This is a genomic window from Erythrobacter litoralis (assembly GCF_029760855.1).
In the GTDB taxonomy this organism is placed as follows: Bacteria; Pseudomonadota; Alphaproteobacteria; order Sphingomonadales; family Sphingomonadaceae; genus Qipengyuania; species Qipengyuania litoralis_A.
On sequence record NZ_SOSI01000003.1, the window covers coordinates 99,734 to 124,735 of the forward strand.

At 62.7% G+C, this 25,002-nt stretch carries 27 protein-coding genes and 1 tRNA gene; 11 read left to right on the forward strand and 17 right to left on the reverse strand.

Annotated elements, in window-relative coordinates; translation table 11 throughout:
- Positions 1-9 precede the first annotated feature (9 nt).
- Positions 10-1,506, reverse strand: coding sequence for a DNA recombination protein RmuC (gene rmuC, locus E3U23_RS06230; protein WP_279350365.1), 1,497 nt, complete (start codon positions 1,504-1,506; stop codon positions 10-12).
- A gap of 97 nt (positions 1,507-1,603) precedes the next feature.
- On the opposite strand from rmuC, the gene E3U23_RS06235 reads away from it, so the two are divergent.
- Entirely contained in the window at positions 1,604-2,014 is a 411-nt protein-coding gene (locus tag E3U23_RS06235; protein WP_279350366.1) for a four-helix bundle copper-binding protein, read from the forward strand.
- Positions 2,015-2,071: 57 nt separating this feature from the next.
- Here the strand turns inward: E3U23_RS06235 and def are convergent, their stop codons facing one another.
- A complete protein-coding gene (def, locus tag E3U23_RS06240; protein WP_279350367.1) occupies positions 2,072-2,638 on the reverse strand; it encodes a peptide deformylase in 567 nt (188 codons plus the stop codon).
- A gap of 63 nt (positions 2,639-2,701) precedes the next feature.
- Complete coding sequence (gene recR / locus E3U23_RS06245; RefSeq protein WP_279350368.1) at positions 2,702-3,298, reverse strand: recombination mediator RecR; 597 nt, start codon at positions 3,296-3,298, stop codon at positions 2,702-2,704.
- Positions 3,299-3,427: 129 nt separating this feature from the next.
- Between recR and fmt the strand changes: the two genes are divergently transcribed.
- The 3 genes from fmt (at position 3,428) to E3U23_RS06260 (ending at position 6,318) form a co-directional block, all read left to right on the forward strand.
- The gene (fmt, locus tag E3U23_RS06250; RefSeq protein WP_279350369.1) at positions 3,428-4,336 is read left to right on the forward strand and encodes a methionyl-tRNA formyltransferase; all 909 of its coding nucleotides are present in this window, start codon (positions 3,428-3,430) and stop codon (positions 4,334-4,336) included.
- A 31-nt stretch (positions 4,337-4,367) separates the two neighbouring features.
- Positions 4,368-5,111, forward strand: a complete 744-nt coding sequence (gene truA / locus E3U23_RS06255; RefSeq protein WP_279350370.1) for a tRNA pseudouridine(38-40) synthase TruA — start codon at positions 4,368-4,370, stop codon at positions 5,109-5,111.
- A 94-nt stretch (positions 5,112-5,205) separates the two neighbouring features.
- On the forward strand, positions 5,206-6,318 hold the full coding sequence (locus E3U23_RS06260; protein ID WP_279350371.1) for a zinc-binding dehydrogenase: 1,113 nt from the start codon (positions 5,206-5,208) through the stop codon (positions 6,316-6,318).
- A gap of 39 nt (positions 6,319-6,357) precedes the next feature.
- Here E3U23_RS06260 and E3U23_RS06265 read toward each other — a convergent pair whose 3' ends face one another.
- Positions 6,358-7,335, reverse strand: a complete 978-nt coding sequence (locus tag E3U23_RS06265) for an asparaginase (protein WP_279350372.1) — start codon at positions 7,333-7,335, stop codon at positions 6,358-6,360.
- 64 nt (positions 7,336-7,399) lie between these two features.
- Between E3U23_RS06265 and E3U23_RS06270 the strand changes: the two genes are divergently transcribed.
- Positions 7,400-7,475: transfer RNA gene (locus E3U23_RS06270), tRNA-Val, on the forward strand.
- Positions 7,476-7,481: 6 nt separating this feature from the next.
- Here E3U23_RS06270 and E3U23_RS06275 read toward each other — a convergent pair.
- From E3U23_RS06275 to E3U23_RS06300, 6 genes are all read right to left on the reverse strand, one after another.
- Positions 7,482-7,625, reverse strand: coding sequence for a DUF2474 domain-containing protein (locus E3U23_RS06275; protein ID WP_279350373.1), 144 nt, complete (start codon positions 7,623-7,625; stop codon positions 7,482-7,484).
- Entirely contained in the window at positions 7,625-8,632 is a 1,008-nt protein-coding gene (gene cydB / locus E3U23_RS06280) for a cytochrome d ubiquinol oxidase subunit II (RefSeq protein ID WP_279350374.1), read from the reverse strand. The genes E3U23_RS06275 and cydB overlap by 1 nt, the downstream gene beginning before the upstream one ends.
- Positions 8,629-10,080: a cytochrome ubiquinol oxidase subunit I gene (locus E3U23_RS06285; RefSeq protein WP_279350375.1), complete on the reverse strand. Its 1,452-nt coding sequence runs from the start codon at positions 10,078-10,080 to the stop codon at positions 8,629-8,631. Before E3U23_RS06285 ends, cydB begins: the two co-directional genes overlap by 4 nt.
- A 110-nt stretch (positions 10,081-10,190) precedes the next feature.
- Positions 10,191-10,598, reverse strand: a complete 408-nt coding sequence (locus E3U23_RS06290) for a DUF6691 family protein (protein WP_279350376.1) — start codon at positions 10,596-10,598, stop codon at positions 10,191-10,193.
- 2 nt (positions 10,599-10,600) lie between these two features.
- Complete coding sequence (locus E3U23_RS06295) at positions 10,601-11,044, reverse strand: YeeE/YedE family protein (RefSeq protein ID WP_279350377.1); 444 nt, start codon at positions 11,042-11,044, stop codon at positions 10,601-10,603.
- The gene (locus E3U23_RS06300) at positions 11,041-11,616 is read right to left on the reverse strand and encodes a TlpA family protein disulfide reductase (protein ID WP_279350378.1); all 576 of its coding nucleotides are present in this window, start codon (positions 11,614-11,616) and stop codon (positions 11,041-11,043) included. Before E3U23_RS06300 ends, E3U23_RS06295 begins: the two co-directional genes overlap by 4 nt.
- A gap of 16 nt (positions 11,617-11,632) precedes the next feature.
- Between E3U23_RS06300 and argH the strand changes: the two genes are divergently transcribed.
- From argH to E3U23_RS06320, 4 genes are all read left to right on the forward strand, one after another.
- A complete protein-coding gene (argH, locus tag E3U23_RS06305; RefSeq protein WP_279350785.1) occupies positions 11,633-13,009 on the forward strand; it encodes an argininosuccinate lyase in 1,377 nt (458 codons plus the stop codon).
- Complete coding sequence (locus tag E3U23_RS06310) at positions 13,006-13,242, forward strand: hypothetical protein (RefSeq protein ID WP_279350379.1); 237 nt, start codon at positions 13,006-13,008, stop codon at positions 13,240-13,242. The genes argH and E3U23_RS06310 overlap by 4 nt, the downstream gene beginning before the upstream one ends.
- A 63-nt stretch (positions 13,243-13,305) precedes the next feature.
- Positions 13,306-14,568: a diaminopimelate decarboxylase gene (gene lysA, locus E3U23_RS06315; RefSeq protein WP_279350380.1), complete on the forward strand. Its 1,263-nt coding sequence runs from the start codon at positions 13,306-13,308 to the stop codon at positions 14,566-14,568.
- The gene (locus E3U23_RS06320) at positions 14,556-15,362 is read left to right on the forward strand and encodes a precorrin-2 dehydrogenase/sirohydrochlorin ferrochelatase family protein (protein WP_279350381.1); all 807 of its coding nucleotides are present in this window, start codon (positions 14,556-14,558) and stop codon (positions 15,360-15,362) included. Before lysA ends, E3U23_RS06320 begins: the two co-directional genes overlap by 13 nt.
- On the opposite strand, the gene E3U23_RS06325 is transcribed toward E3U23_RS06320, so the two are convergent.
- The 3 genes from E3U23_RS06325 to E3U23_RS06335 all read right to left on the reverse strand — a co-directional run bounded on the left by E3U23_RS06325 (position 15,359) and on the right by E3U23_RS06335 (position 18,203).
- Positions 15,359-16,330 carry a MarR family transcriptional regulator gene (locus E3U23_RS06325; protein WP_279350382.1) on the reverse strand — a complete coding sequence of 324 codons (972 nt, stop codon included), beginning with the start codon at positions 16,328-16,330 and terminating at the stop codon, positions 15,359-15,361. The two genes, E3U23_RS06320 and E3U23_RS06325, sit on opposite strands and share 4 nt — an antisense overlap.
- A 62-nt stretch (positions 16,331-16,392) precedes the next feature.
- Positions 16,393-16,881, reverse strand: coding sequence for a L,D-transpeptidase family protein (locus E3U23_RS06330; RefSeq protein ID WP_279350383.1), 489 nt, complete (start codon positions 16,879-16,881; stop codon positions 16,393-16,395).
- A gap of 32 nt (positions 16,882-16,913) precedes the next feature.
- Complete coding sequence (locus tag E3U23_RS06335; RefSeq protein ID WP_279350384.1) at positions 16,914-18,203, reverse strand: adenylosuccinate synthase; 1,290 nt, start codon at positions 18,201-18,203, stop codon at positions 16,914-16,916.
- 132 nt (positions 18,204-18,335) lie between these two features.
- Here E3U23_RS06335 and E3U23_RS06340 point away from each other — a divergent pair, with 132 nt between their 5' ends.
- Positions 18,336-19,151: an aldo/keto reductase gene (locus tag E3U23_RS06340; RefSeq protein ID WP_279350385.1), complete on the forward strand. Its 816-nt coding sequence runs from the start codon at positions 18,336-18,338 to the stop codon at positions 19,149-19,151.
- Here E3U23_RS06340 and E3U23_RS06345 read toward each other — a convergent pair whose 3' ends face one another.
- The 3 genes from E3U23_RS06345 to E3U23_RS06355 form a co-directional block, all read right to left on the reverse strand.
- Complete coding sequence (locus E3U23_RS06345; protein WP_279350386.1) at positions 19,152-20,267, reverse strand: ATP phosphoribosyltransferase regulatory subunit; 1,116 nt, start codon at positions 20,265-20,267, stop codon at positions 19,152-19,154.
- A gap of 17 nt (positions 20,268-20,284) precedes the next feature.
- Positions 20,285-21,868: a phosphoglycerate dehydrogenase gene (gene serA, locus E3U23_RS06350; protein WP_279350387.1), complete on the reverse strand. Its 1,584-nt coding sequence runs from the start codon at positions 21,866-21,868 to the stop codon at positions 20,285-20,287.
- Between the two features lie 130 nt (positions 21,869-21,998).
- Positions 21,999-23,156, reverse strand: a complete 1,158-nt coding sequence (locus E3U23_RS06355; RefSeq protein ID WP_279350388.1) for a phosphoserine transaminase — start codon at positions 23,154-23,156, stop codon at positions 21,999-22,001.
- A gap of 216 nt (positions 23,157-23,372) precedes the next feature.
- Here E3U23_RS06355 and E3U23_RS06360 point away from each other — a divergent pair, with 216 nt between their 5' ends.
- Positions 23,373-24,521, forward strand: a complete 1,149-nt coding sequence (locus tag E3U23_RS06360) for a glycosyltransferase family 4 protein (RefSeq protein ID WP_279350389.1) — start codon at positions 23,373-23,375, stop codon at positions 24,519-24,521.
- A 3-nt stretch (positions 24,522-24,524) separates the two neighbouring features.
- Here E3U23_RS06360 and E3U23_RS06365 read toward each other — a convergent pair whose 3' ends face one another.
- On the reverse strand, positions 24,525-24,965 hold the full coding sequence (locus E3U23_RS06365) for a hypothetical protein (protein WP_279350390.1): 441 nt from the start codon (positions 24,963-24,965) through the stop codon (positions 24,525-24,527).
- Positions 24,966-25,002: the final 37 nt, after the last annotated feature.

Here is a 25,002-nt window from a genome sequence, read left to right on the forward strand (position 1 = left end):
TAACTATCCCTATTTTTGCTGTTCAACCGCCGCCAGCGAAGCCTGTTCCGTAAAATCGTCGTTATTGTAACGCGGGCTGGCTTCGACCTTGGGCACTTCCTCGATCTCGCGCTTGCCGATCTCGATACCCTTGTCGGCCAGGCGCCTGCCGGAGGACAAGACGTTGCGCTCGAAGCTGCCGACGAATTTATTGTAATTGTTGACCGCGGTTTCCAGCCCGCCGCCTACGCGTTTCATATGCTCCGCCGCGATAGCGAGCCGGTCGTATAATTCCGCGCCGGCCTTGCCGATTTCCATCGCCTCGTTCGCGATCGTGTCCTGCCGCCAGACCTGCGCGACGGTGCGCGCGATGGCGACGAGGTTGGTCGGCGTCGCGAGCAGCACCTTGTTACGAAAGGCGAAGTCCCACAGTTCCGGATCATGTTCGAGCGCAGCCGCGACGAAATGCTCGCCCGGCACGAACATGACCACGTAGTCGGGCGAATCGTCGAACTGGCTCTGGTAGGATTTGGAGCCGAGCGTCTGCACATGATTGCGCATCGATTTCGCATGAAGGTCCATGTGACGCCCGCGCTCGTCGTCGTTATCCGCTTCGAATGCCGCCTGATAGGCATTGAGCGAGACCTTGGCGTCGATCACCAGCTTCTTCTGCCCCGGCACCTTAACGATGGCATCGGGTCGCAGCCGCCCGCCCTCGGTCTCGACCGAATGCTCCAGAATGAAGTCGGTATGCTCCGACAGCCCGCATTGTTCGAGCACGTTCTGCAACGCCCGCTCCCCCCAGCGGCCGCGCGCCTTGGGGGCATTCGTCAAGCTGTTGCCGAGCCGCTGCGCCTCGCGCCTGACCTCTTCCTGCCCGCGCTGCATCTCGACGATCTGCTGGTGCAGCCGCCCGAAGGCATCGGTGCGCTTTTCTTCGAGGTCCGCCACCTGCCGCTCGTATTTTGCGAGCCGCTCGCCGACGGGATCGAGCAAAGCCTTGAGCTTCGCTTCCGAGGTTTTCTCCGAATGGCCAAGCCGCTCATTTGCACGCTCCAGGAACGCCTCCTGCGCCTTTGACAGCACGGCGGACCCCGTGTTCTGGAATTCCTTCAGCAATTCCTCGCGCGCCTCGACCAGAAGGCGCTTCTGCTCGTCGAAATTGGCAGTCTTCTCGCGCAGCGTGGCAAGCTCCGCCGAAACTTCACCATGTCGCCCACGAAGGTCTTCCATTGCCTGTTCGTGTCCTGCTCGCGTTTCGTCGAGCGTGCGCTGATGATCGGCACGCGCTTCGCGCAGTTCGCGGTCCAGCGCATCGGCCCGTTCTGCCCGGACAGTCGCGTTTTCGAGATCGACGATGGCGCGGCGAAACTTGTCGTCCAGTTCCCTGGCTTCGCTGTCCCGTTCCGCATGGCGCGCCATCCAGTCGTTCACCGGCCCGGATCCGGCTTTATGACCGAGGATCCAGCCTACACCTATGCCGCCGAGCAGTGCGACCGCTACGAAAATCAAAGCCATCGTTTCCATGGCGCAGAACATAGTCGGAACGCGCGCGTGCTCCAAGCCTCGCACGGAACCAATCCCCCGCTCCGTTCGCTCGGAAAGGCGAAGGAGAAATTTCGCGATGTCGATCAAGGAAATGATTCAAGACCACCCGGCGGTGGGCGACGATTACAACGACGAACTGGGCGAAGCCGTGAAGCACGCCATGTACGGCGCGGCGATTATGAATTCGTGCGCCGATGCCTGTTTGGCCGAAGAAAACGCCAAGGAACGGGCCGAATGCATCCGCCGTTGCCTCGATGCGAGCGACGCCTGCACCGCGTTCTATCGCATGGCGAGCCGCCGAACGCACGGCAATGTGCCGGCGATCAAGGCGATCGGCGCGGCAACGATCATCGCCTGCGAGCAATGCCACGAACTCTGCAAGCAGCACGACGATCCGCATTGCAAGCGTTGCGCGCAGATGTGCGAGGAAGTGATTCGCGACGTGAAGAAAGCGACGCAATTGATGGCGGACAATCGCCAAGGCTAACCGCCAGCGCCTGAAACAAAAAGCCCCGCCGGTGAGCGGGGCTTTTTCGTTTTGGGGTCAGGCGGCGGTGCGAAGCTTGTTGAGCTTCTTCAGTGCCATGTTGCGCTTCAACCGCGAGAGATGGTCGATGAACAGGATGCCTTCGAGGTGATCCATCTCGTGCTGGATGCAGGTGGCCATCAGGCCCTCCATGTCCTCCTCGTGCGTTTCACCCTCGAGATCCTGATAGCGGACGCGGCAGGTCGCCGGACGGTCCACATCGGCATAGATTTCGGGAACCGAAAGGCAGCCTTCCTGATACACGGCCAGTTCTTCCGCCGGGTCGAGGATTTCGGGGTTCACGAACACCCGCGGTTCGCGCTTCGTCGGCTGGTGGGTATGCTCATGCCCGCCGTGGTTGCAGACTTCCGGTTCCGCATCGGGATCGTCCGGCTGCAGATCGATCACCAGCACGCGCTTCGGCACGCCGACCTGGATCGCGGCGAGGCCGATGCCCGGCGCATCGTACATCGTCTCGAACATGTCGGAGACGAGCGTCTTCAACTCGTCGTCGAATGCGGTAACGGGTTCGGATATTGTTTTCAGCCGGGGGTCCGGCACTTCGAGAATTTCGCGGATAGCCATGAAGCGCGAGATAATCGCACGGGTACGCAAATTCAATCAGAATGCCCTGCTTACAGTGATCGCCTAGCCGAGCGGTCTCCGCGCCCTAAGCGCCTGTGCGAGCGTACCCTCGTCAAGGTAATCGAGCTCGCCGCCGACCGGTAGCCCGTGGGCGAGTTGCGTGATCCGGACGGGAAAATCCTCCAGCCGCTCGGCGAGGTAATGGGCGGTGGTCTGACCCTCCAGTGTGGCGTTCATGGCGAGGACGATCTCGTCGATGCCGCCCTCCTCCACGCGGGAGAGCAGGTTGGCAATGTTGAGATCTTCGGGTCGAATGCCGTCCAATGCCGACAGCTTGCCGCCGAGCACGTGATACTTGCCCGTGAACAGCTTGGCCCGGTCGAGCGCCCATAGGTCGGCGACATCTTCTACTACACATAGTCCCTTGCCGTCGCGTCGGGGGTCGGCGCAGATGCCGCACGGATCGGTGGTGTCGACATTGCCGCACACCTGGCATTCGACCAACGCCTCGCCCACCGTTGCCAGCGCTTCGAGCAATGCAGGCAGTGCGCTTTCGCGCCGCTTGACCAGCCACAACACCGCGCGGCGAGCACTCCGCGGGCCAAGGCCGGGCAGACGGGCCAACGCGGCGGCGAGGGTTTCGATTTCCTGAGAAGCCAAGCGCTTCGGTTCCTTTCCGTTCGCCCCAAGCTTGTCGAAGGGCCGCACTTCTCTTTAAGGGCGGCACAACGAAAAGGCAGGGCTTCGACAAGCTTTGCCCAAACCGCCAATTTTACAAGGGGCAGAGTGATGCGGATCGTCTTCATGGGAACGCCCGAATTCGCGGTACCGACCTTGCAGGCGCTGCTGGACGCGGCGCACGAGGTGGTCTGCGTCTATACCCAGCCGCCCCGCCCCGGCGGCCGACGCGGGAAGGAATTGACCAAGACACCCGTTCACCAATTGGCCGAGCGGCAGGGCATCGAGGTGCGCCATCCTACGTCGCTCAAGTCGTCAGAGGAACAGGAGCGGTTCGCCGCGCTCGATGCCGATATCGCGGTAGTCGCGGCCTATGGGCTGATCCTGCCGCAAACTGTTCTCGATGCGCCAAAGCATGGGTGCCTCAACGTTCACGCCTCGATCCTGCCGCGCTGGCGCGGGGCGGCGCCAATTCACCGCGCAATCATGGCAGGCGATCCCGTGACGGGGGTGACGATCATGCAAATGGAAGCCGGGCTCGACACTGGCCCCATGGTGGCGACCGTGCGCACGCCAATCGAAGATAAGACCACCGGCGAGCTGACCGAGGAACTGGCCGAACTGGGCGCGCAACTGATGGTCGGCACGCTGATCGACCTGGATGCGCTCCATCCTATCTCGCAGGACGATGCGGAAGCAACTCACGCGCCGAAGATAGACAAGGCGGAGGCGCGGATCGACTGGGCGAAATCTGCGATTGAGATCGAGCGGCGGGTGCGCGGCTTGGCGCCGTTCCCCGGTGCCTGGTTCGAGCTTGGCGGCGACCGGATGAAGCTACTCCAGGCGGAGGCCATAAACGGCGACGGTGAGGCGGGCGACGTGCTGGACGAGCGCCTTACAATTGCCTGCGGCGATGGCGCTATCCGTCCGGTGAAGCTGCAACGCGCGGGCAAGCCTGCGATGGATTTGGAGACTTTTCTGCGAGGTAATTCGGTGGCTGTCGGGACGCGGTTGGGCTGATGTACGCGCATAGCCTTCGACATACGAACCGATGACCCGCTTCGCACTCACCCTAGAATTCGACGGTACACCGTTCTTCGGCCTTCAACGCCAGCCACACGGGCCGAGCGTGCAGCAAGCGGTAGAGCAAGCAGCGCAGCGCATTACCGGCGAGGAGGTCATCCTCGCCAGCGCCGGGCGAACGGATACCGGCGTCCACGCGCTTGCCATGCGCAGTCATCTCGATATTGCGAAGGACATCGCACCGTTTCGCTTTATGGAGGCTCTTAACGCACAGCTTCGCCCCGACCCCATCGCGGTTACGGCATGCGAGATCGTGCCCGACAACTGGCACGCTCGATTCACCTGTATCGGTCGGCGCTATGTCTATCGCATCGCCAATCGCCGTGCGCCGTTGACGCTGGAGAAGGACCGCGCATGGCAGGTGGCGCAGCCGCTCGATGAACGGGCTATGCACGAGGCGGCGCAGGCTTTGGTCGGCTTGCACGATTTCACCACCTTCCGCTCAGCCCACTGCCAGTCCGCAAGTCCTCTCAAGACGCTCGACCGGCTGGATGTCGAACGGGATGGCGAGCGCGTCCTCATCCACGCCGCAGCGCGCAGTTTTCTCCATCATCAGGTGCGCAGCATGGTCGGCTGCCTCGCGCTGGTCGGCATGGGGCGATGGGAGGTCGGTCGCATGGCAAAAGCGCTAACGGCGCGCGACCGGCAGGAACTCGGACTGAATGCTCCGCCGCACGGCTTGTATTTTGTCGAGGCGATTTACCCGCAGTGACGCTCCGTCACCCTGATGACGTGCGGAGAAAGTCCTTGCCGTTCGACCTGATGGCAGGTTGAAGCCTCGAAACAACAAACAGCAGGAGAGGAATATGACCACGACCGGTAAACAGCTTTTCACCACGCTCGACAGCGACGGCACGCTGACGCTCGAGATCGCCGAAAGCACCTTTAAGGATCCGACCGGCAATCAGGTGCTGGTCAAGATGGAAGCGGCACCGATCAATCCGTCCGACCTCGCGATCCTGACCGGAGCAGCGGATTTCGAGAATGCGGACTATTCGAGCGGAAAGGTCGTCGCCAAGATGCCCGAGCCGTTCAATTCGGGGCAGAAGGCCCGCCACGGCCAGCGTCTGCCGGCCGGCAATGAAGGCGCCGGCACCGTCGTCGCGGTGGGCGACAGCGACATGGCGAAGGGCCTGATGGGCCAGCGCGTCGCCTGTGTACCCGGTCATGCCTACAGCGAATATGCGCTCGCCGATGCGAATATGTGCTTGCCGCTGGGCGACAACAGCGCGGAGGACGGCGCATCCAGCTTCGTCAATCCGATGACGGCGCTGGGCTTCGTCGAGAACGCAAAGATGGACGGGCAGAATGCGATCCTCCACACAGTCGGTGCATCGAACCTCGGTCAGATGCTCAACCGTATCTGCCTCGAAGACGGAATGGGCCTCGTAAACATCGTGCGGAAGGACGATCAGGTCCAGTTGCTCAAGGATCAGGGCGCGACCCATATTGTGAACTCGTCCGACGGCGATTTCATGGCTCAGCTCAAGTCGGCGATCGACGAAACGGACGCCTATTACGGTTTCGATCCGATCGGCGGCGGCAAGATGGTCGATAGCTGCTTCAAGGCGATGGAGCAGGTCGCCTCGGCCAAGATGACCGAATATTCGCGCTACGGCTCGAACCAGCAGAAACGCATGTTCATCTACGGCCGGCTCGACATGGGGCCGACCACGCTTACGCCGAGCTACGGGTTCGGATGGACGCTTTCGGGCTGGCTGCTGACGCCGTTCCTCCAGCAGGCGGGCATGGAAACTAACCTGCGGATGAGGAAGCGCGTGCTCGACAACCTGACGACGACGTTCGCCAGCAGCTACAAGACGAAGGTCGACCTCGAAGGCATGCTGACGAAGGACGCTATCCTGGACTACCGCCAGATGAAAACGGGCGAGAAGTATCTGGTTGTGCCCAACGGATAATAAACTGAGTCCGTCAGTCATCCAAACTTCTGGCGGAACTCATCGCCCGTCGAACGCGCGCTGGATATCCTCCGGCGCGCGTATTGCGTTGGCGAGCAGCACCTGCAGCAGGATGCGGGCTTTCTGCGGATTGAGAGCGCGGGCGGCGACGAAGCCGTTCGCGTCATCGTCCGCCTCGCGGTCGACCAGCCCCTCGTCCGCCCGACTTGCCCGTACCACAACGACGCCGTGCGCCTTGAGGTCGGCGAGGTATCGGCGCACCGGTTCGGGCATATTGCCCTCGCCAACTCCGGCGATGACCACTCCCTGTGTATCCTCGCCGATCTGCCGCACGACATCGTCCACCACTACACCGGCGTAGAGATACACCACCGCGACCGGCGGCAGGTCGTCATGCCATTCGAACATCGCGCCCAAATCCCGCCGCCACGGTGCGCCGAACCAATCGAGCGCGGCGGGCGTCACCAGCCCGACCGATCCGCGCGGAAAGCCGCGAAAGGCATCAGCCCCGCGCGTGCGGACCTTGCGCACATCGCGCGCGGCGAACACACGGTCGCCCATCACCACAAGCACGCCGCGCCCTGCCGCATCGCCGTCGCTCGCCACCCGCACCGCGTTCGCGAAATTGCGCAAGCCGTCATAGCCGACCGCGTCGGCGGGCCGCATCGCGCCGACCACCACCACCGGCTTTCTTGCAGGGATCGTCAGGTCGAGCAGAAACGCGGTTTCCTCAAGCGTATCTGTCCCGTGCGTGACGATCACGCCATCGCACGCCTCGTCAGCGAGCGCGGCGCGCATGGCGAAATACAGCGCGTTCCATACCGGCGGCCCCATGTCGGCCGAATCGATATTGGCGATCTGCTTGCCGGACAGCACGGCTGACAAGCCGAGCCCGCCGACCTTTTCGAGATAAGCGTCGATGCCGATCTCGCCCGCATTGTATTCGTGACCGATAGCGGAGCCGGCGATGCCCGCGATGGTGCCGCCGGTGGCGAGAACTGTCAGATGTGCGCTCATTTCGCGAAGCGCGATAGCGGTGATTGATTTTCGGGTCACGCCCGCTATGTGACGGGCCACCGTGGGGCGATTAGCTCAGTTGGTAGAGCATCTCGTTTACACCGAGAGGGTCGGCGGTTCGAGCCCGTCATCGCCCACCACGGTTCTCAAGCCAGCCACAACCGCAAGACGTAAGCGACTGCGCCGAGCATGGTAACGCTGCCGAGCCAGATCGCGGCCATCCATGCGACGCGCCGCCACAGCGGCACTTCGCGCGCGTCGTCCGCACCGTCCAGCGGATCGAAGCGCATCAGTGATAACCTTCGTATTCGGTCTTCCCGCGGAATACCCAATAAGCCCAAGCGGTATAGCCGAGGATGATTGGCATGATGATCGCGGTGCCCACCAGCATGAAGATCTGGCTCTTCTCCGGGGCGGCGGCGTCCCAGATGGTGATGCCCGGCGGCACGATATAGGGCCACATGGTCACGCCCAACCCCGCCATCCCCATGAAGAACAGCGCGATGCTGAGCCAGAACGGCTTGGAATGCCGTTCGACCGACAGCGCTCGCAGCAAGGCCAAGGCGACCAGTCCGGTCACGATCGGCACCGGGGCGGCGTAGTAGATTTCCGGCGCGGTCAGCCAACGTTCGGCATATTCGGCGTTCAGAACGAGATTGTACACGCTGACCCCGCCCATCAGCACGAAGGTCGCCCAGGCGGCTCGCTTGCCGAGCTGGCGCGCGTGGTGCTGGCTCTCGCCGTCGAGCTTCCATACCAGCCACGTCGCGCCGAGCAGCGCATAGCCCGCCACGGTGCCCAGCCCGGTCAGCAGCGTGTAGGGTGTGAACCAGTCGAACCAGCTGCCCGCATAGGCGCGCCCGTCGACCGTTACGCCTTGCAGCAATGCGCCCAGCGTCATTCCCTGCGCCATTGCGGCTACGAAACTTCCGCCCGTAAAGGCGATATCCCACAGCTTGCGATGTCCCGGATCGCGCCACCGAAATTCGAAGGCGACGCCCCGGAATACCAGACCCAGCAACATGGCGATGATCAGTGGATAGGTCGCCGGCAGGACGATGGCATAGGCCAGTGGGAACGCCGCGAACAGCCCGCCTGCGCCGAGCACCAGCCAGGTCTCGTTGCCGTCCCACACGGGTGCGATGGAATTCATCGCCCGGTCCCGCTCCGGCCCGACATCGAAAGTGGGAAACAGGATACCGATCCCGAGATCGAACCCGTCCATCACCACATAAGCAAAGACGGCGAAGGCGATGATGAAAGCCCAGACGGTGGTGAGATCGACATCGACGCTCATTCCGCGGGCTCCACCTGATGTTCGGGCAAGGGATCGTGGTTATGACCCGGATTCTGGGTCGGTCCCGGCGTGATGCCCGCAGTACGCACCGGCCCCTTCTCGGTCTGGCGGACGCCCTTTTCGCCCAAATGCGGAGGATGGCTCATCAAACGCAGGATATACCACGTGCCCGCGCCGAAGACGGCGAAATAGATCACCACGAAAGCGAGCAGCGAGGCGGCGACGGCCGGCGCATCGAGGGGGCTGGCCGATTGCGCGGTGCGCAGCACGCCATAGACCGTGAAGGGCTGGCGCCCGACCTCGGTCGTGATCCATCCGGCGATGACCGCCACGAAGCCGGACGGTCCCATGACAAGCGCCGCCTTGTGCAACCACGGCCAGTCGTACAGTTTCTTGCGATAGCGCGCGAACAGACTCCACAGCCCGATGCCGAGCATCGCGAACCCGATCCCGACCATGATGCGGAAGGCGAAGAACACCGGCAGCACAGGTGGCTGATCAGCATCGGGAATAGTGTCGAGCCCGGCAAGCGGCGCGTCGAGTTCGTGCTTCAGAATCAGGCTGGAAAGCTTCGGGATGCCGATCGCGTAATCCAGCCGCTGTTCCTCGTCGTTCGGAATGCCGAACAGGTAGAGCGGCGCGCCGTCGGGGTGGCTTTCGTAATGCCCCTCCATGGCCATGACTTTTTGCGGCTGGTGCTCCATTGTGTTGAGCCCGTGCATGTCACCGGCAAAAATCTGAATCGGTGCGACGATTGCCGCCATCCACATTGCCATCGAGAACATCTTGCGAGCGTGCTGGTTCGTCTTGTCCTTGAGCAGATGCCATGCGCCCACGCCGCCTACGACGAACGCCGTGGTCAGGTACGCCGCGATCACCGTATGGACGAGGCGGTAAGGAAAACTGGGGCTGAAAACGATCTCGAACCAGCTCGCCTCAGGCAGCAATTGCCCATTGGCGCCCACGCTCCAGCCGACGGGCGTCTGCATCCAGCTGTTGACGCTGAGGATCCAGAAGGCGGAGATGAACGTGCCGACGGCGACCATGACCGTCGCGAAGAAATGGAGTTTCTTGCCGACCCGGTTCATGCCGAACAGCATCACGCCGAGGAAGCCCGCTTCGAGGAAGAAGGCGGTCAGCACCTCGTATGCCATCAGCGGCCCGAGGATCGGCCCGGTAACGTCCGAAAAGACCGACCAGTTTGTGCCGAACTGGTAACTCATCACGATCCCGCTGACGACACCCATGGCGAAGGCGATCGCAAAGATCTTGAGCCAGTATTTGAACAGATCCTTGTAAAGCGGCTTGCCGGTTTTCAGCCACAGCCCTTCCAGAACCGCCAGGTAGCTGGCGAGTCCGATGGAAAAGGCGGGGAAGATGAAATGGAAGCTGACCGTGAAAGCGAACTGGATACGGGCCAGCAACAGGGCGTCGGCTTGGTCGAACATGACGGCTCTATAGCCGAATGCTGCGACAATTGGGATGAAACTCGCGCACCATGAGTTCTATGCTTTGCAACTCCCATCGCAGTTTTGCCATCCAGCATTCATTTTTTGCACTACCGAACGAGTACGCGCTGCAATGCAACGCCCATAGCCATCGAGACGACGAAAATCGCGGCGGGACCGATCGCCGTGCCGAGCGAGGCAACAGCGGGCCCGGGGCATAGGCCCGCAATACCCCACCCAATTCCGAACATGGCCGCTCCGCCGACCAGCCGGGTATCGATGGTGGTGGTATCGGGCAGGTCGAAATTAGTACCCGCAAGGCTGGTGTTCATCCGCCGCTGCACCGCCCACGCCGCCGCCATTACGATAAGCGCCCCGCCCATGACGAACGCCAACGTCGGATCCCAATCGCCGAAGACGTCGAGAAAGGCCCGCACCCGCGCCGGGTCCAGCATGCCGGATATCGCCAGACCCGCACCGAAGAGCAAGCCGGCAAGGATGGGGTAACCTGTCCGCATGCTTACCAACCCAACCCGACGGCGCGCATCGTGGCGACGGTCACAATGCCGAACCCCATGAAGGTGAAGGTTGCAAGGATCGAACGCTTCGAGAGGCGCGACATTCCGCACACGCCATGCCCGCTGGTGCATCCACTGCCGAGCCGGGTTCCGAAGCCGACGATCACTCCGCCAACCGCGAGATAGAGCCAGTGCGGCGGAAAGCGCTGCACTACTGGTCCGTCGATCAGCGACACGAGAACCGCCCCGCCGATCAGAGCCAGCGTGAACCACAATGCTCCGCGATCGAACGGCCCGGTCGCGAGGCCGAGGGTGCGCGCGAACAGGCCGCTGATACCGGCGATCCGACCGCTTCCGATGAGGAACACCGCCGCGCCGAGCCCGATCAGCAGCCCACCGATGAACCCGCGCAGGGGAATGGCTTGCGGAAAATACTCCGCGATCATGATGGCATCGGATCCATCGCTTCGTCGATGGCGGTCCTCGCCTCCTCGCTCGACCAGTCGAAATCGCCTGTGACCCGCCACACTTCGCGGCCGAGCGAATCGTAAAGCACAGTCGTCGGCAACACGCCGCCGCCCAAAACTTCGCTCAATTCCATCTGCGGATCGATCCACGGTTCGAGATATTCAAGGTTTCGCTCGGCGAAAAAGGCGCTGACCTTTTCGGGCGAGCCCATGTCCTGGCTTGCCGTAATGACGTGCAATTGCTCGTCGTAATCCGCTGCCACTCCGTCCAGCAACGGCATCTCCTTGACGCACGGCGCGCACCATGTGGCCCACAGGTTCAGTAACACCGGCGTGCCTTGCAGCGCGCCGAGGTTCAGTTCCCGCCCCGCCGGATCGCGCAAATTGACCGCCGGCATCAGGGTGCCCGCCTGACTTCGGTTGATCTCGCCTGCAGGCGCAGTTGCGTTGTCACTAGCCGGGCTTTCTTGCACCGCCTCCGGCTCGCCCCTATCGCACGCGGCCAGACCGAGGCCGAGCGTAAGGACGAAGATGAGCGATAAACGGGACACGGGCAGTTCCAATGCGATGTGGGGCGGAAGGTTCGCCGAAGGACCTAGCGCGATCATGCGCGAAATCAACGCTTCGATCCCGTTCGACAAGGCACTCTGGCGGCAGGACATTACCGCCTCGAAGGCGCATGTCGCGATGCTGGCGGCGCAGGACATCGTGACGCGCGAGGATGCGGACGCAATCGCCGACGGGCTCGACCGGATCGCCGCCGAATACGAGGCGGATGGGGTGCCGGAGGACTGGGACCTCGAAGACATCCACATGACTACCGAGAGCCGCCTCGCCGAACTGATCGGTCCGGCGGCTGGGCGGCTCCATACCGCGCGGAGTCGCAACGACCAGGTGGCGACCGACTTCCGCCTTTGGGTTCGCGATGCCATCGACGAAGCGGATCGCGGTCTTGCCGCCCTGCAACGCGCGCTCGTCACCCGTGCTAGCGAACATGCTGCCAGCATCATGCCGGGCTTCACCCATTTGCAGACCGCGCAGCCGATCACGCTCGGCCACCACCTGATGGCCTATTATGAGATGATCCGCCGCGACCGCAGCCGCTTTTCCGATGCGCGGGCGCGGATGGACGAATGCCCATTGGGCAGCGCGGCATTAGCCGGTACCGGCTTCCCGATCGACCGTTCTGGCACCGCAGACGCGCTGGGTTTCGCACGGCCGACTGCCAATAGCCTCGACGCCGTATCGGATCGCGATTTCGCGCTCGATTACCTCACCACCGCCAGTCAGTGCGCGCTGCACCTATCGCGGCTAGCAGAGGAATTCATCATTTGGGCGAGCCAGCCCTTCGGCTTCGTTCGCCTGCCGGATACACTTAGCACCGGCAGCTCGATCATGCCGCAGAAGAAAAACCCCGACGCCGCAGAGCTCGTGCGCGGGCATGCAGGCCGCATTATCGGCTGCAACACCGCGCTGATGATGACGATGAAGGGCCTCCCCCTCGCCTATTCGAAGGATATGCAGGACGACAAACCTCCGGTTTTCGAGGCGGCCGGACTGCTCACCCTCAGCATTGCAGCGATGGAAGGCATGGTCGCGGGCAGCACGTTTCGCACCGAAAGGATGCGCGAGGCTGCCGAACTTGGCTATGCCACTGCGACCGATCTTGCCGACTGGCTGGTACGCGAGGCCGATATTCCGTTCCGCGAGGCGCACCATATCACCGGCGCGGCTGTCAAACGAGCCGAGGCGGATGGCGTGGCGCTCGACCAGCTATCACTGAACGTGTTGCAAGAAATCGATAGTCGCATCGACGACCGTGTCTACGACGCTCTCTCTGTCGATGCCTCGGTCGCCAGCCGCGCCTCCTATGGCGGAACCGCGCCGGAGCAGGTACAGGGCCGGGTGGCCGAGGCGCGCCGGGTGCTGGGAATGGATGAATGAAGAAACTCGCGATTGTCCTTTCGGTCCTCGGTCTGGCGGCATGCGGCCAACAAGCGCAGTTGCAGCCGGTCGCGCCGCAAACGCTTCCGCCCGCCCCCTACGGCGCGGAAACGCGGCCCGAGGCGGACGAGTTGCTGCAGCTCGACCCCCTTGCCGCGCCCGAACGGTCGGTCGAATTGCGGACCCGGTCGGAAGAGCGCGAGGACGACCCGTTCGACCTGCCGCCGGAGTAGATTGCGGACCGCGTAGCAGAGTTTGCTTGGCGTTACACAGGCTGGCCGATTAGGGCGCAGGCCATGGATCATTTCGAACTTCGCGGCGGTGTGATGCACGCCGAGGACGTACCGCTGCCCGACATTGCCGAGGCCGTCGGCACGCCGGTCTACGTCTATTCGCGCGCCACGTTGACCCGCCATGCCCGTGTGTTTCGCGAAGCACTTGCTCCGCTTGGCACGCCGCACATCGCGTTCGCGGTCAAATCGAACCCGAACCTCGCCGTGCTGCGCGTGCTGGCCAAGGAAGGCTACGGAGCCGACGTCGTCTCAGGCGGCGAGCTCGACCGGGCGTTGGCGGCGGGGATGAAGCCTGAGGACATCGTGTTCTCCGGTGTCGGAAAGACCCATGCCGAACTGGTGCACGGGCTGGAATCCGGCATTGGCCAGTTCAATGTCGAAAGCGAGGAAGAGGGTTACGAGCTGGCCGCAATCGCGGAGCGGCTCGGCAAGACAGCGGACTGCGCCCTGCGCATCAATCCCGACGTCGATGCCCGCACCCATGCGAAGATTTCGACCGGAAAGCGCGAGAACAAGTTCGGCGTGCCGATCGACCGGGCCGCGGAAATTTACGCGCGGCTGGGGGCGGAAAACGGTCTGCATATGCGCGGAGTGGCCGTGCATATCGGCAGCCAGCTCGGCGAGCTCGAGCCGATGGAAGAGGCCTTCGGCAAAGTCGGCGCGCTGGTGCGCGAATTGCGCGATGCGGGATGCTCGGTCACCCATGTCGATCTCGGCGGCGGCCTCGGCGTGCCCTATAAAGCGGACGACGCCTTCCCCTCCCCGGTGGAGTATGGCGCCATGGTCGCGCGCGCGACCAAGGGGTGGGACGTACAACTGACATTCGAGCCCGGCCGCGTCATCGCCGGGAATGCCGGCGTGCTCTTGACCCGCGTCGTACGCACCAAGCGCAGCGGCAACGGCCCGCCGTTTGTGATTGTGGACGCGGCGATGAACGACCTCGCGCGCCCTGCCATGTACGGCGCGTGGCACGATTTCGACGCTGTGAGCCCGAGCGGCGACAGGATGACCGCGCATATTGTCGGCCCCATCTGCGAGACCGGCGATACCTTCGCGATGGACCGCGAGTGCGATGCTTTGAGCAGCGGCGACCTCGCCGTGTTCCGCACCGCCGGCGCATACGGGGCGACGATGGCGTCGAGCTACAATTCGCGCGGGTTCGTGGCGGAAGTACTGGTCGATGGTGATCGCTTCGCGGTCGTCGCCGATCGGATCGCGCCATCGGCGATCATGGATGCCGAGCGGGTGCCGGAATGGCTCGACTGACCGATCCGGCACCCCTCCACAGTCTGCCGTTGTTCCACCGGATCGGGGGGAAACGTGTCGTCGTCGTCGGCGAGGGTGCGATGGCGGACGCGAAGGCGCGGCTGGTCAAGCGGGCGGGCGGCGAGGTTTGCGGTGAAACCGAAGCGCATCACGCACGTCTTGCCTTCGTCGCACTCGATGACGCGCGGCAAGCCGAGGCGGCAGCGACCCGGCTGCGGCGTGCGGGGCTCTTGGTCAATGTCGCCGATCGACCCGACCTGTGCGATTTTACCCTTCCCAGTATTCTCGAACGCGGGGATGTCCTCGTTGCGGTAAGTACGGGCGGAGCGTCGGCCGGTCTGGCGAAACACCTTAGGCTGCGGTTGGAAAATATCCTTCCCCAGACGCTCGGCCCGCTCGCTCATGGGTTGCACGCATTGAAGAATCGTCTTCGCCAGAAACTGCCGAATGCCGACGACCGCCGTGCGGCCTTGGACGCGGCATTGGGATATGGCGGTCCGCTCGATCCGCTCGACGAAAAAAGCGCTGACAGGATCGATGACTGGTTTTCGGACGCGGTGAAAAAAGCAGAAACCGAATTTCACGATTTCGTTCTGGCTAGTGACGATCCCGATGATCTTACCCTGAGACAGGCGAGACTACTCGGCGTTGCCGACACGATACTCCACGATGCTAACGTGTCGTCACGAATATTGGCGATGGCACGCGCCGATGCGGAACGGGGATCGCTTGCATCGATAGACGAGCATCGCCCCGGCCGGACGGTCGTCCTCCGGATGCCCACGCCCGCTTAGACGACCTGCAATCGCGCACTTGAGGATTCGACACCGATTTCGGCGAAGTAGCTGGCCATGAGTTCGGCGCTTTTATCCGAAAGCGCGACATGGGCGCGCCGTTTGTCCAACGGGTCCGAGACACGGACCAAAAGTCCGCTATCGACCATCTGGCTGATCCATCGCAGCGCCGTTGTCGGAGGCACGGCGGAGGCGATGCATACGGACGAAACGCTGACATCGAGGTTTTCGGCACGGGCCGCCGCGAGATCCAGCAGGATGTCCCACGCAGGGTCTGCGAACAAATCGCCGTCGAAAAAGCGCGAGCGTAATTGCCTGTTCCGGATGAGGGTGCGAATGGTTTTCGCATTCGGCAGGCGCGGTTTGAATTTCCGATCTTCCGAAGTCGGCTCGGGTGCCCAGGCATTGGCCGGGGACGCGAACATGAACGCCCCGCCCCCTGCGCGCTGTCCCGGCGTCAAAGCCTCCATCCGCTTGGCCAGATTTTCGACCTGTTCGGTCAATCGCAGCAGCATAAGCCGGTCATCGGCGGCGAATTCCTGGACATGCAGATTGGGTATTTTCGCAAGAACCCTGCCTAACGCGATGATGCGTTCCCCCCGCCCCGCATCGACGAGCACCTGAGCGTTGTCGGCCGTCAGGCAGCAATAAACCGTATCGAGCGCTTCCATGGTCGTCGTAACGATGAGCTGGGAACCGGCCCGTTTGATACGATCGTCGATCCGGCAGAGGGTTGCCATCACCGCCGCATCGGCCTTCGCACAGTCGATCAGGACGAGATCGCCCACCCCGCCGAACTCGCGGGTTGCATAGTCGGCAAACGAGGCGCAGGTCCGGATACGAAATCCGGATTGCAGCGCATCGTCCTTCAACTCTTCCCGCATGGCTGCGCGATCGGCAATCAAGGTGACCGAGAGTTGGCAGCCCGCGGCATCGCGCACGGGATCATAGGAAAAATCGGCCTGCATCGAATCGCGCTCCTGTTCTTTGAGAACAAAATGCGAACAAAGCCGGTCGTCGTCAACCGGCTTCAGGGCCGAATTTCGATAGTCGTCCCATCAGGGATCATTTTCCATAGCAGCCGGATTTCGGAATTCGTCAGCGCGATGCACCCGTCCGTCCAGTCGCGCAGCATGCGACGGTTTTCCGGCAAGCGATTGGGCTGGCCATGAAGGAATATTGCCCCGCCCGGCGAACCTCCGGCGCCCTTCGCTCGTGCCCGGTCGACCGCATTGGGATAGGAGACATGGAGGCTCAAGTGATAGCGGCTTTGCGGGTTGCCGAAGTCGATCGTATAGCGGCCCTCGGGCGTCCGCTCGTCACCCTCGAATTGCTTGTGACCGAGCGGCGCATCGCCGAATTGAAGGCCACCGATCTCGTGAATTACCACACCGTCGCGATAGACCTGAAGCATGCGGTCAGACTTGTCGACCAATACGAAATCGGCAAGGCCCGCGCCGGATTTCGCCGCCGAGGGGGCGGCAAGAAAGACCACTGCCAAGAAAGCAAACCGGAGCATTTGGCGAGGCTACCCGCTCCCAGCCTGCGGAATCAATCCATGAACGGATCGCGCATCAGAATGGTATCCTCGCGTTCGGGACTTGTCGAAACCAGCGCGACGGGCGTTTCGATCAATTCCTGCACCCGCTGGATGTATTTCACCGCATTGGCCGGCAGGTCGGCATAGCTGCGCGCGCCCGCGGTCGACTGGCTCCAACCTTCCATCGTCTCGTAGATTGGCTCGACCGCTTCCTGATCCGCCGCATGGCTCGGCAGATAGTCGTAGACCTGACCGTTAAGGCGATAGCCGGTGCAAATCTTCACCTCGTCCAGCCCGTCGAGCACGTCGATCTTGGTGAGCGCGATGCCGGTTACACCGCTGATCGAGCAGGTCTGGCGCACCAGCACCGCATCGAACCAGCCGACCCGGCGCTGGCGGCCCGTAACAGTGCCGAATTCGTGGCCCCGCTCGCCCAGCCGCTGGCCGACTTCGTCTTCCAGCTCGGTCGGGAACGGGCCGCTGCCCACCCGCGTGGTATAGGCCTTCACGATGCCGAGCACGAAGCCGGTCGCGTTCGGCCCGAGCCCGCTTCCCGCCGCCGCCGTGCCGCTGACAGTGTTGGAGCTGGTGACGAACGGATAAGTGCCGTGATCGATGTCGAGCAGCACGCCCTGCGCGCCTTCGAACAGGATCTTGGCCCCCGCCTTGCGTACCTTCTTCAGCCGCTTCCACACAGGCTGCGCATATTGCAGCACGAAGGGCGCGATTTCGCACAGTTCGGATAGCAGCGCATCGCGATCGACCGGGGACTGATCGAACCCGGCACGAAGCGCATCGTGATGGGCGCAAAGCCGGTCGAGCTGCAGATCGAGACTGTCGAGATGGGCCAGATCGCAGACCCGGATCGCGCGCCGGCCTACCTTGTCTTCATAGGCAGGTCCGATCCCGCGTCCGGTGGTGCCGATCTTGCCGGTACCCGCCGCCGCTTCGCGCAAGCCGTCGAGGTCGCGGTGGATCGGCAGGATAAGCGGGCAATTGTCGGCGATGGCGAAATTGTCGGGCGTGATGACGACGCCCTGCCCTTCAAGCTTCTCGATCTCGGCCTTCAGGGCCCAGGGGTCGAGAACGACGCCGTTGCCGATGATGGACAGTGTGCCGGTCACGATCCCGCTCGGCAGCAGCGAAAGTTTATACGTCGTATCGCCCACCACCAGCGTATGGCCGGCATTGTGTCCGCCCTGGAACCGCACCACGGCATCGGCGCGGCTGGCCAGCCAGTCGACGATCTTGCCTTTGCCTTCGTCGCCCCATTGGGCGCCGATCACGGTTACATTGGCCATCGGGAATTCTCGCTTCGCTCTTTAGAAGGGCTGCACAAACGCGCCAGCGGTTAGGCGCAGGCGAGGCACAGGGCAAGGCGGAGCTGCGGAAACATCGCGGGATTGCGGGATTGAGAAGCCAAAGGAGAATTTATGACCGATTATCCCACCCTCGACCTCAACGACGATCGCCAAATCCCGCAGCTCGGTTTCGGCACCTGGCAGATTAAAAACGATAAGGCGTCCGAAGCGGTAAGCAACGCTATCGACGTCGGCTATTGGCTGATCGACACGGCCGCGATTTACGAGAACGAAGACGGCGTCGGCAAAGGCGTCGGCGAATGGTCGGATATCTTTCTCCAGACCAAGATCTGGAACGAGAGCCAGGGTTACGAACGGACGAAAAAAGCCGCGCAGAAATGCCTCGACCGGCTTGGGCGCGAGCACGTAGACATGCTGCTGATCCACTGGCCTTGTCCGGACAAGAACCTGTATGTCGAAACCTGGAAGGCGCTCATCGAGCTGCGGGACGAAGGCAAGGCCAAGTCCATCGGCGTATCGAACTTCCGCGAGCAGGACCTGCGCCGTATCATCGACGAAACCGGCGTCACCCCTGCGCTGAACCAGATCGAGTTGCATCCGAGCTTCCAGCAGCGCGAACTGCGCAAGGTCCACGACGAACTCGGCATCGTGACCCAAAGCTGGTCCCCACTCGGCCAAGGCGACGGGTTGTCGAACGATACCATCAAGGCGATTGCCGAGGAAACCGGCCAGCCGGCAAGCGCCGTGGTCCTCCGCTGGCATATCCAGCACGGCCTCTGCCCGATCCCGAAGGCATCCAGCCGCGAGCATCAGGAAGCGAACTTCAAGGCGATCTCGATCGAACTGACCGACGATCAGATGAACCGCATCGATGCCCTCGACAGCAAGGACGGCCGCATGGGTCCGGACCCTAGCGAACAGAATTGATCAGACAGGTTCGGCTGTACCGTCGTCCGCAAGACGATGCGTACAGCCGAGTGGCTCGGGCGCCTGTTTGTCAGTAATCGCAGCCACCGTTCGCCAGCCCTCGCCCCGCAAACGCGCCGCGACGTCGCGATCGTGGTCTAACGGAAGAAACAATGTTCGGCGGCGTTCGGGTTCGGCGCCGTCCAGCACTTCGAGGATCGGGTCGATATAGAGCGAGAAACCGGTGGCCGGCTCGTCGGTCCCCTTGATCGCATATGTGCCGCCCCGGCCCAGCGCGTTGCGTGCACCATTCGCGTGCAGGGTGAAGCCGAACCAGCTTTGATATTCGAAGCCGTGCCGCTCGGTCGGATCGAGGGTGAGGCGAACGCGGTCGGGCATGGCGGAGGCAATTTCGCGCAGACCGTCGAGCCGGGTTGAGAGAACGCCGCCGGCATCGATGTCCTTCAATTTGCGTGCCGCTTCATCGAACGGCCCGGTAGCATATAGCAGGGGAAGGTAAGCCTCGCCCCCTGCCGTGACCAAACCGCCGGCATCCTTCGTATCGAGTTCGCGGCGCACGGCCTCGCGCTGATCCAGTGGCAGCGGCAGGGCATCCCCCGCCAGCGTGTCGACAAGATCGGGCAGCGTGAAATCGACCGATATGTCCGATACGCCTGCGGCTTCCAACGCCTCGACAGCAAGGTTCACTGCCTCGCGTGCTGCCGCCACACTGTCGCTTCCTATCAGTTCGGCCCCGAGTTGCAGGCGCTGGCGAGCCGGATCGAGCTGGTCCGCCTTGAGCAGCGCGACGTCGCCTGCATAGCACAGACGCAGCGGACGCGCCGCACCTCGCATCCCCGTCGCTGCGATCCGCCCGACCTGTACCGTAATGTCGCTTCTTAAGGCGAGCGTGCGCAAACTTTCGGGGTCGGTGAAGCGCACCATCCGGCGCGTCGCCACGCCTTCCATCCTCCCGGCGAGCGATTGCTCGAACTCGACCAGCGGCGGGCGCACGCGATCGTACCCATGCGCGTCCATCGCATCGAGAATTTCGCGCATCGCCTTGGTGATCGCAGCGGCCCGGCGAGGCAATGCATCCTCAAGGCCTACGGGCAGGAGGTCGTCTTGGTTGGTCATCCGTTCTGGTTCGGGCGTCAGAACGAAAGCGGCATGACAGTCTTCACGCCCTGAAGCGCGCAGGCCTGCTGCACCAGATCGCGCGAGATAGGATGATCGACGCTCAGCAGCAGCACCGCCTCCCCGCCCGCCGCGCGGCGACCGAGGTGGAAGGTACCGATATTGATGCCGTTTTCACCGAGCAAAGACCCGATCCGGCCGATGAAGCCCGGCGCGTCCTCGTTGACGATATATAGCATGTGGCCTTCCAGTTCGGCCTCGATCCGCACCCCGAAGATTTCGGTCAGGCGGGGTGCATCAGCTCCAAACAGCGTGCCTGCGACCGAGCGTTCGCCCTGCTCCGTATCGACCGTGACACGCAGCAATGTGCTGTAAGCGCCTTCCTTTTCGTGGCGGATCGAGCGAATATCCATTCCGCGCTCCTTCGCGAGGAACGGCGCGTTCACCATGTTCACCGTGTCGGAATAGACGCGCATCAGGCCAGCAAGCACCGCGCCTTCGATCGGCTTGCCGGACAGTTCCGCGGCTGCGCCTTCGCGCTCGATGCTGATCTTGGTCAGATTGCCGTGGGCGAGCTGACCGACGAGGCTGCCGAGGTTTTCGGCAAGACCCATATAGGGGCGCAGCTTGGGCGCTTCCTCGGCGCTGAGGCTTGGCATATTGAGAGCATTGGTGACGCCGCCGTTAACGAGATAATCTGCCAATTGCTCGGCGACCTGGAGCGCGACGTTGACCTGGGCTTCGGTCGTGCTCGCGCCAAGATGCGGTGTGCAGATAAAGCCGGGTTTGCCGAATAGCGGGCTGTCCTTGGCAGGTTCGGTTTCGAACACGTCGAGCGCCGCGCCAGCGACTTGCCCGCTCTCCAGCGCTTCGGCGAGAGCCGCTTCATCGATCAGACCGCCGCGCGCGCAGTTGACGATCCGCACGCCCTGCTTGGTTTTGGCGAGGTTTTCGCGACTGAGGATGTTGCGCGTCTCGTCGGTCAGCGGGGTGTGTAGTGTGATGAAGTCGGCGCGTGCGAGCAGAGTGTCGAGATCGACCTTCTCCACTCCGATTTCCACCGCCCGGTCGGGAGTGAGGAAAGGATCGTAAGCGATGACCTTCATGCGCAGGCCCTGCGCGCGGGATGCCACGATCGAACCGATATTGCCCGCCCCGATCAGGCCGAGCGTCTTGCCGGTGACCTCGACGCCCATGAAGTCGTTCTTGGGCCATTCGCCGGCCTGCGTGCGCTTGTCCGCTTGCGGAATTTGCCGGGCTAGGGCCATGATCATCGCGATCGCATGTTCGGCCGTGGTGATCGAATTACCGAACGGCGTATTCATTACGACGACGCCCTTGCCGCTGGCATAGGGGATATCGACGTTGTCGACGCCGATCCCGGCGCGGCCGATTACCTTGAGATTGGTCGCCGCATCGAGAATTTCTGGCGTGACCTTGGTCGCACTGCGAATGGCGAGACCGTCGTACTCGCCAATCACTGCCTTGAGTTCGTCGGGCGTCATGCCCGGCTTCACATCGACTTCACAGCCACGCTCTTCGAAAATGCGGCCGGCATTGGGGTCCATCTTGTCTGAAATAAGAACTTTGGGTTTGGTCATTGGATCGCTCCAGAGAAATGTCCGCTCGTCCTGAGCTTGTCGAAGGACTGCTTTGCTTATGGCTGCATCGCCGAAGTGAAGTGCAGCCCTTCGACAAGCTCAGGGCGAACGGGGGAAAAGGCCGCCAGCTTCAGCCGTCCTTGACCTGCTCGTAGGCCCATTCGATCCACGGCAGCAGACGCTTGATGTCTTCCTGTTCCACCGTGCCGCCGCACCAGACGCGCAAGGACGGCGGGGCGTCGCGATAGCCGTTAAAGTCGTAACCGACGTCGCGCTCTTCCAGCATCTTCGTGATCTTCTTCGGAACGCCCGCCTTGTCCTCATCAGAAAGGCTGTCGTACCACTCGCCCTGGAACACGAAACAAACGCCGGTATTGGTCCGCTTCGCCGGATCGGGGACCATGTTGCGCAGCCACGGGGTCGCCTCGATCCAGTCGGTCAGTACCTCGGCATTGGCATCGGCCCGCTCAAACATGGCGGTACGCCCGCCGATGCTCTTCGCCCATTCCAGCGCATCGATATAATCTTCGGTCGCCAGCATCGAAGGCGTGTTGATCGTCGCGCCTTCGAAGATGGCGGTATTGATCTTGCCGCCTTTCTTCAGGCGAAACAGCTTGGGCAGCGGCCATTCGGGATCATAGCTTTCGATCCGCTCGACCGCCTTCGGGCTGAGGATCAACATGCCGTGCTGCGCCTCGCTGCCCATAACCTTCTGCCAGCTATAGGTCGTCGCATCTAGCTTCGCCCAATCCATCTCCTGCGCGAAGATTGCGCTGGTGGCATCGTTGATCGTCACCCCGGCGCGGCCTTCGGCAAGCCAGTCGGTGTCGGGAATCTTCGCGCCGCTGGTCGTGCCATTCCAGGTGAAGACGACGTCGTTGTCCTGTGGAATGCTTGTGAGGTCCGGAATTTCGCCATAGTCGGCATCGAGCGTGGTCAGGTTCGCCAGCCTGAGCTGCTTGACCGCGTCCTGGATCCAGACGTTGCCGAAGCTTTCCCATGCCGCGACCGTGGCCGGACGTCCGCCGCCCAGCATCGTCCACATCGCGCATTCCAGCGCCCCGGTATCCGATGCCGGCATGATGCCGACGAGGTAATCATCGGGCACGCCGAGTAATTCCTTCGACAGGTCGATGGCATATTTCAGCCGCGACTTGCCGAGGCTGCTGCGATGCGAGCGGCCGAGCGATTCGGTTTTAAGCTTGGTGATGTCCCAGCCGGGATGCTTGGCCGTGGGACCGGACGAAAAGAAAGGGCGCTCTGGCTTGAGCGTAGGTTCGGCAGTCATGTATTCTCTCCTTGCAGAGAGCTCGCGCGGCGTTGGGACCGCGTGGCCCACCTGCGGCACTAGGGGGGCGCGGCTTCGAGTCAACGCCGAAAATGCGAAGCGGTTGAAAACGAAGGGTTCGGCGAACCAAAGGAAATTTGCCGGTTTCGTTCCGAGTTAGCGCAGGCCACCCTGGCTCTCGCCAAAGAAGGATCACGGCTCTATGGCGCGCTCGCAATGGACGTGACCGACCTTCGCATCGCGCTGTTCAGCGGGAACTACAACATCACGCTCGACGGCGCGAACAAGGCGCTCAACCGACTGGCGGAATATCTCCTGCGGCGCGGAGCGAAGCTGCGGGTCTATTCGCCCACGACCGACGAACCCGCGTTCGAGCCGACTGGCGACCTCGTCTCCCTGCCCGCCGTGCCGATCCCGGGGCGCAGCGAATATCGTATCCCGCTTGGCCTTTCCGGCGCGGTCAAACGCGATCTCGAACGCTTCGCGCCGAACGTGCTGCATATCGCCTCGCCCGATTTCAGTTCGCGCGCCGCAGTCGGCTGGGCGAAGGATCGTCAACTCCCGGTGCTGGCATCGGTGCATACCCGGTTCGAAACCTATCCTCGCTATTACAAGCTCGGTTTCATCGAACCGCTGGTCGAACGCTACTTGCGCAGCATCTACCGCCGCTGCGACGCGTTGGTGACGCCCAGCCAGTCGATGGTCGACGTGCTGGAACAGCAGGGCATGAACGAGGACGTATCGATCTGGTCTCGCGGCGTAGACCGCGGCATCTTCGATCCCTCGCGCCGCGACATGGCTTGGCGACGTACGCAAGGCATCGCGGACGACGATATTGCGATCGCCTTTCTCGGCCGGCTGGTCATGGAGAAAGGGCTGGACGTCTTTGCCGACACCATCGCCGAACTGCGCAACCGCGGCGTTGCGCATCGCGTGCTCGTCATAGGCGAAGGGCCGGCGCGGGGGTGGTTCGAGAAAGCCTTGCCTGGCGGCACTTTCGTAGGTTTTCAGGCCGGCGCCGATCTCGGCCGCGCGCTGGCGAGTGCCGACCTATTCTTCAACCCCAGTGTCACGGAGACTTTCGGCAACGTTACACTGGAGGCTATGGCCAGCGGCCTACCCGTGGTGGCGGCAGGGGCGACGGGCAGCACTTCGCTGGTCGAGAGCGGCAGAAGCGGCGCCATTGTGCCGGACGGCACGCCAGGCGCCTATGCCGATGCGCTTGCCGCCTATTGCGAGGACGACGCGCTGCGCGCCCGGCATGGCTCCGCCGGTGAAGTGAAAAGCCGCACCTACAGCTGGGATGCGATCAATCAGGCAGTCGTCGATACGTACCTGCGTATCATCGACCGAAATTCACGATAAGACTCACCGCAAGACGCCCCGCCGTCGCATCGACCAACTGTAAACGAGCAGAAACACTGCAATGCCCCACAAAACGATCGGAAACCACGCCGGTTGCAACGCCGCCACTTCGGGTGGCTTGGCGGTGCGGGCTTCGTAGACCGTAACGATGGCCATACCGAACAGTGAAGCTGCGAAAGCCCACAAGGCAAGCCGGCGGCGCAACAAAAGCAGCACCGATCCGAGCAACGCACCCCATACTCCGAACGCCCAGCCTGCTACCGCCCATGCGGGAAACGCCTGAATGTATGCGAGCCCCGCCGGTGGATATTGCATCGCATCGAGATACGCGCGGTTGCCCAGCTGCGTCATCGTATAATCGTTCGCTCCGATCGCATTCCACAGCAGTGTAACTATCCCCACCGCCCATACATGCCACGGTGTTCGTGAAGGCTTGTTACTCATGCGTTTATCCCCCGCTAACGACCCTCACGCAGCAAAT

Excerpts from the sequence above, each read along its gene's own strand:
- rmuC (WP_279350365.1), bottom strand. The coding sequence starts at position 1,506 with ATGGAAACGATGGCTTTGATTTTCGTAGCGGTCGCACTGCTCGGCGGC.
- E3U23_RS06235 (WP_279350366.1), top strand. The coding sequence starts at position 1,604 with ATGTCGATCAAGGAAATGATTCAAGACCACCCGGCGGTGGGCGACGAT.
- def (WP_279350367.1), bottom strand. The coding sequence starts at position 2,638 with ATGGCTATCCGCGAAATTCTCGAAGTGCCGGACCCCCGGCTGAAAACA.
- fmt (WP_279350369.1), top strand. The coding sequence starts at position 3,428 with ATGCGGATCGTCTTCATGGGAACGCCCGAATTCGCGGTACCGACCTTG.
- truA (WP_279350370.1), top strand. The coding sequence starts at position 4,368 with ATGACCCGCTTCGCACTCACCCTAGAATTCGACGGTACACCGTTCTTC.
- E3U23_RS06260 (WP_279350371.1), top strand. The coding sequence starts at position 5,206 with ATGACCACGACCGGTAAACAGCTTTTCACCACGCTCGACAGCGACGGC.
- E3U23_RS06265 (WP_279350372.1), bottom strand. The coding sequence starts at position 7,335 with ATGAGCGCACATCTGACAGTTCTCGCCACCGGCGGCACCATCGCGGGC.
- E3U23_RS06275 (WP_279350373.1), bottom strand. The coding sequence starts at position 7,625 with ATGCGCTTCGATCCGCTGGACGGTGCGGACGACGCGCGCGAAGTGCCG.
- cydB (WP_279350374.1), bottom strand. The coding sequence starts at position 8,632 with ATGAGCGTCGATGTCGATCTCACCACCGTCTGGGCTTTCATCATCGCC.
- E3U23_RS06285 (WP_279350375.1), bottom strand. The coding sequence starts at position 10,080 with ATGTTCGACCAAGCCGACGCCCTGTTGCTGGCCCGTATCCAGTTCGCT.
- E3U23_RS06290 (WP_279350376.1), bottom strand. The coding sequence starts at position 10,598 with ATGCGGACAGGTTACCCCATCCTTGCCGGCTTGCTCTTCGGTGCGGGT.
- E3U23_RS06295 (WP_279350377.1), bottom strand. The coding sequence starts at position 11,044 with ATGATCGCGGAGTATTTTCCGCAAGCCATTCCCCTGCGCGGGTTCATC.
- argH (WP_279350785.1), top strand. The coding sequence starts at position 11,633 with ATGTGGGGCGGAAGGTTCGCCGAAGGACCTAGCGCGATCATGCGCGAA.
- E3U23_RS06310 (WP_279350379.1), top strand. The coding sequence starts at position 13,006 with ATGAAGAAACTCGCGATTGTCCTTTCGGTCCTCGGTCTGGCGGCATGC.
- lysA (WP_279350380.1), top strand. The coding sequence starts at position 13,306 with ATGGATCATTTCGAACTTCGCGGCGGTGTGATGCACGCCGAGGACGTA.
- E3U23_RS06320 (WP_279350381.1), top strand. The coding sequence starts at position 14,556 with ATGGCTCGACTGACCGATCCGGCACCCCTCCACAGTCTGCCGTTGTTC.
- E3U23_RS06325 (WP_279350382.1), bottom strand. The coding sequence starts at position 16,330 with ATGCAGGCCGATTTTTCCTATGATCCCGTGCGCGATGCCGCGGGCTGC.
- E3U23_RS06330 (WP_279350383.1), bottom strand. The coding sequence starts at position 16,881 with ATGCTCCGGTTTGCTTTCTTGGCAGTGGTCTTTCTTGCCGCCCCCTCG.
- E3U23_RS06335 (WP_279350384.1), bottom strand. The coding sequence starts at position 18,203 with ATGGCCAATGTAACCGTGATCGGCGCCCAATGGGGCGACGAAGGCAAA.
- E3U23_RS06340 (WP_279350385.1), top strand. The coding sequence starts at position 18,336 with ATGACCGATTATCCCACCCTCGACCTCAACGACGATCGCCAAATCCCG.
- E3U23_RS06345 (WP_279350386.1), bottom strand. The coding sequence starts at position 20,267 with ATGACCAACCAAGACGACCTCCTGCCCGTAGGCCTTGAGGATGCATTG.
- serA (WP_279350387.1), bottom strand. The coding sequence starts at position 21,868 with ATGACCAAACCCAAAGTTCTTATTTCAGACAAGATGGACCCCAATGCC.
- E3U23_RS06355 (WP_279350388.1), bottom strand. The coding sequence starts at position 23,156 with ATGACTGCCGAACCTACGCTCAAGCCAGAGCGCCCTTTCTTTTCGTCC.
- E3U23_RS06360 (WP_279350389.1), top strand. The coding sequence starts at position 23,373 with ATGGACGTGACCGACCTTCGCATCGCGCTGTTCAGCGGGAACTACAAC.
- E3U23_RS06365 (WP_279350390.1), bottom strand. The coding sequence starts at position 24,965 with ATGAGTAACAAGCCTTCACGAACACCGTGGCATGTATGGGCGGTGGGG.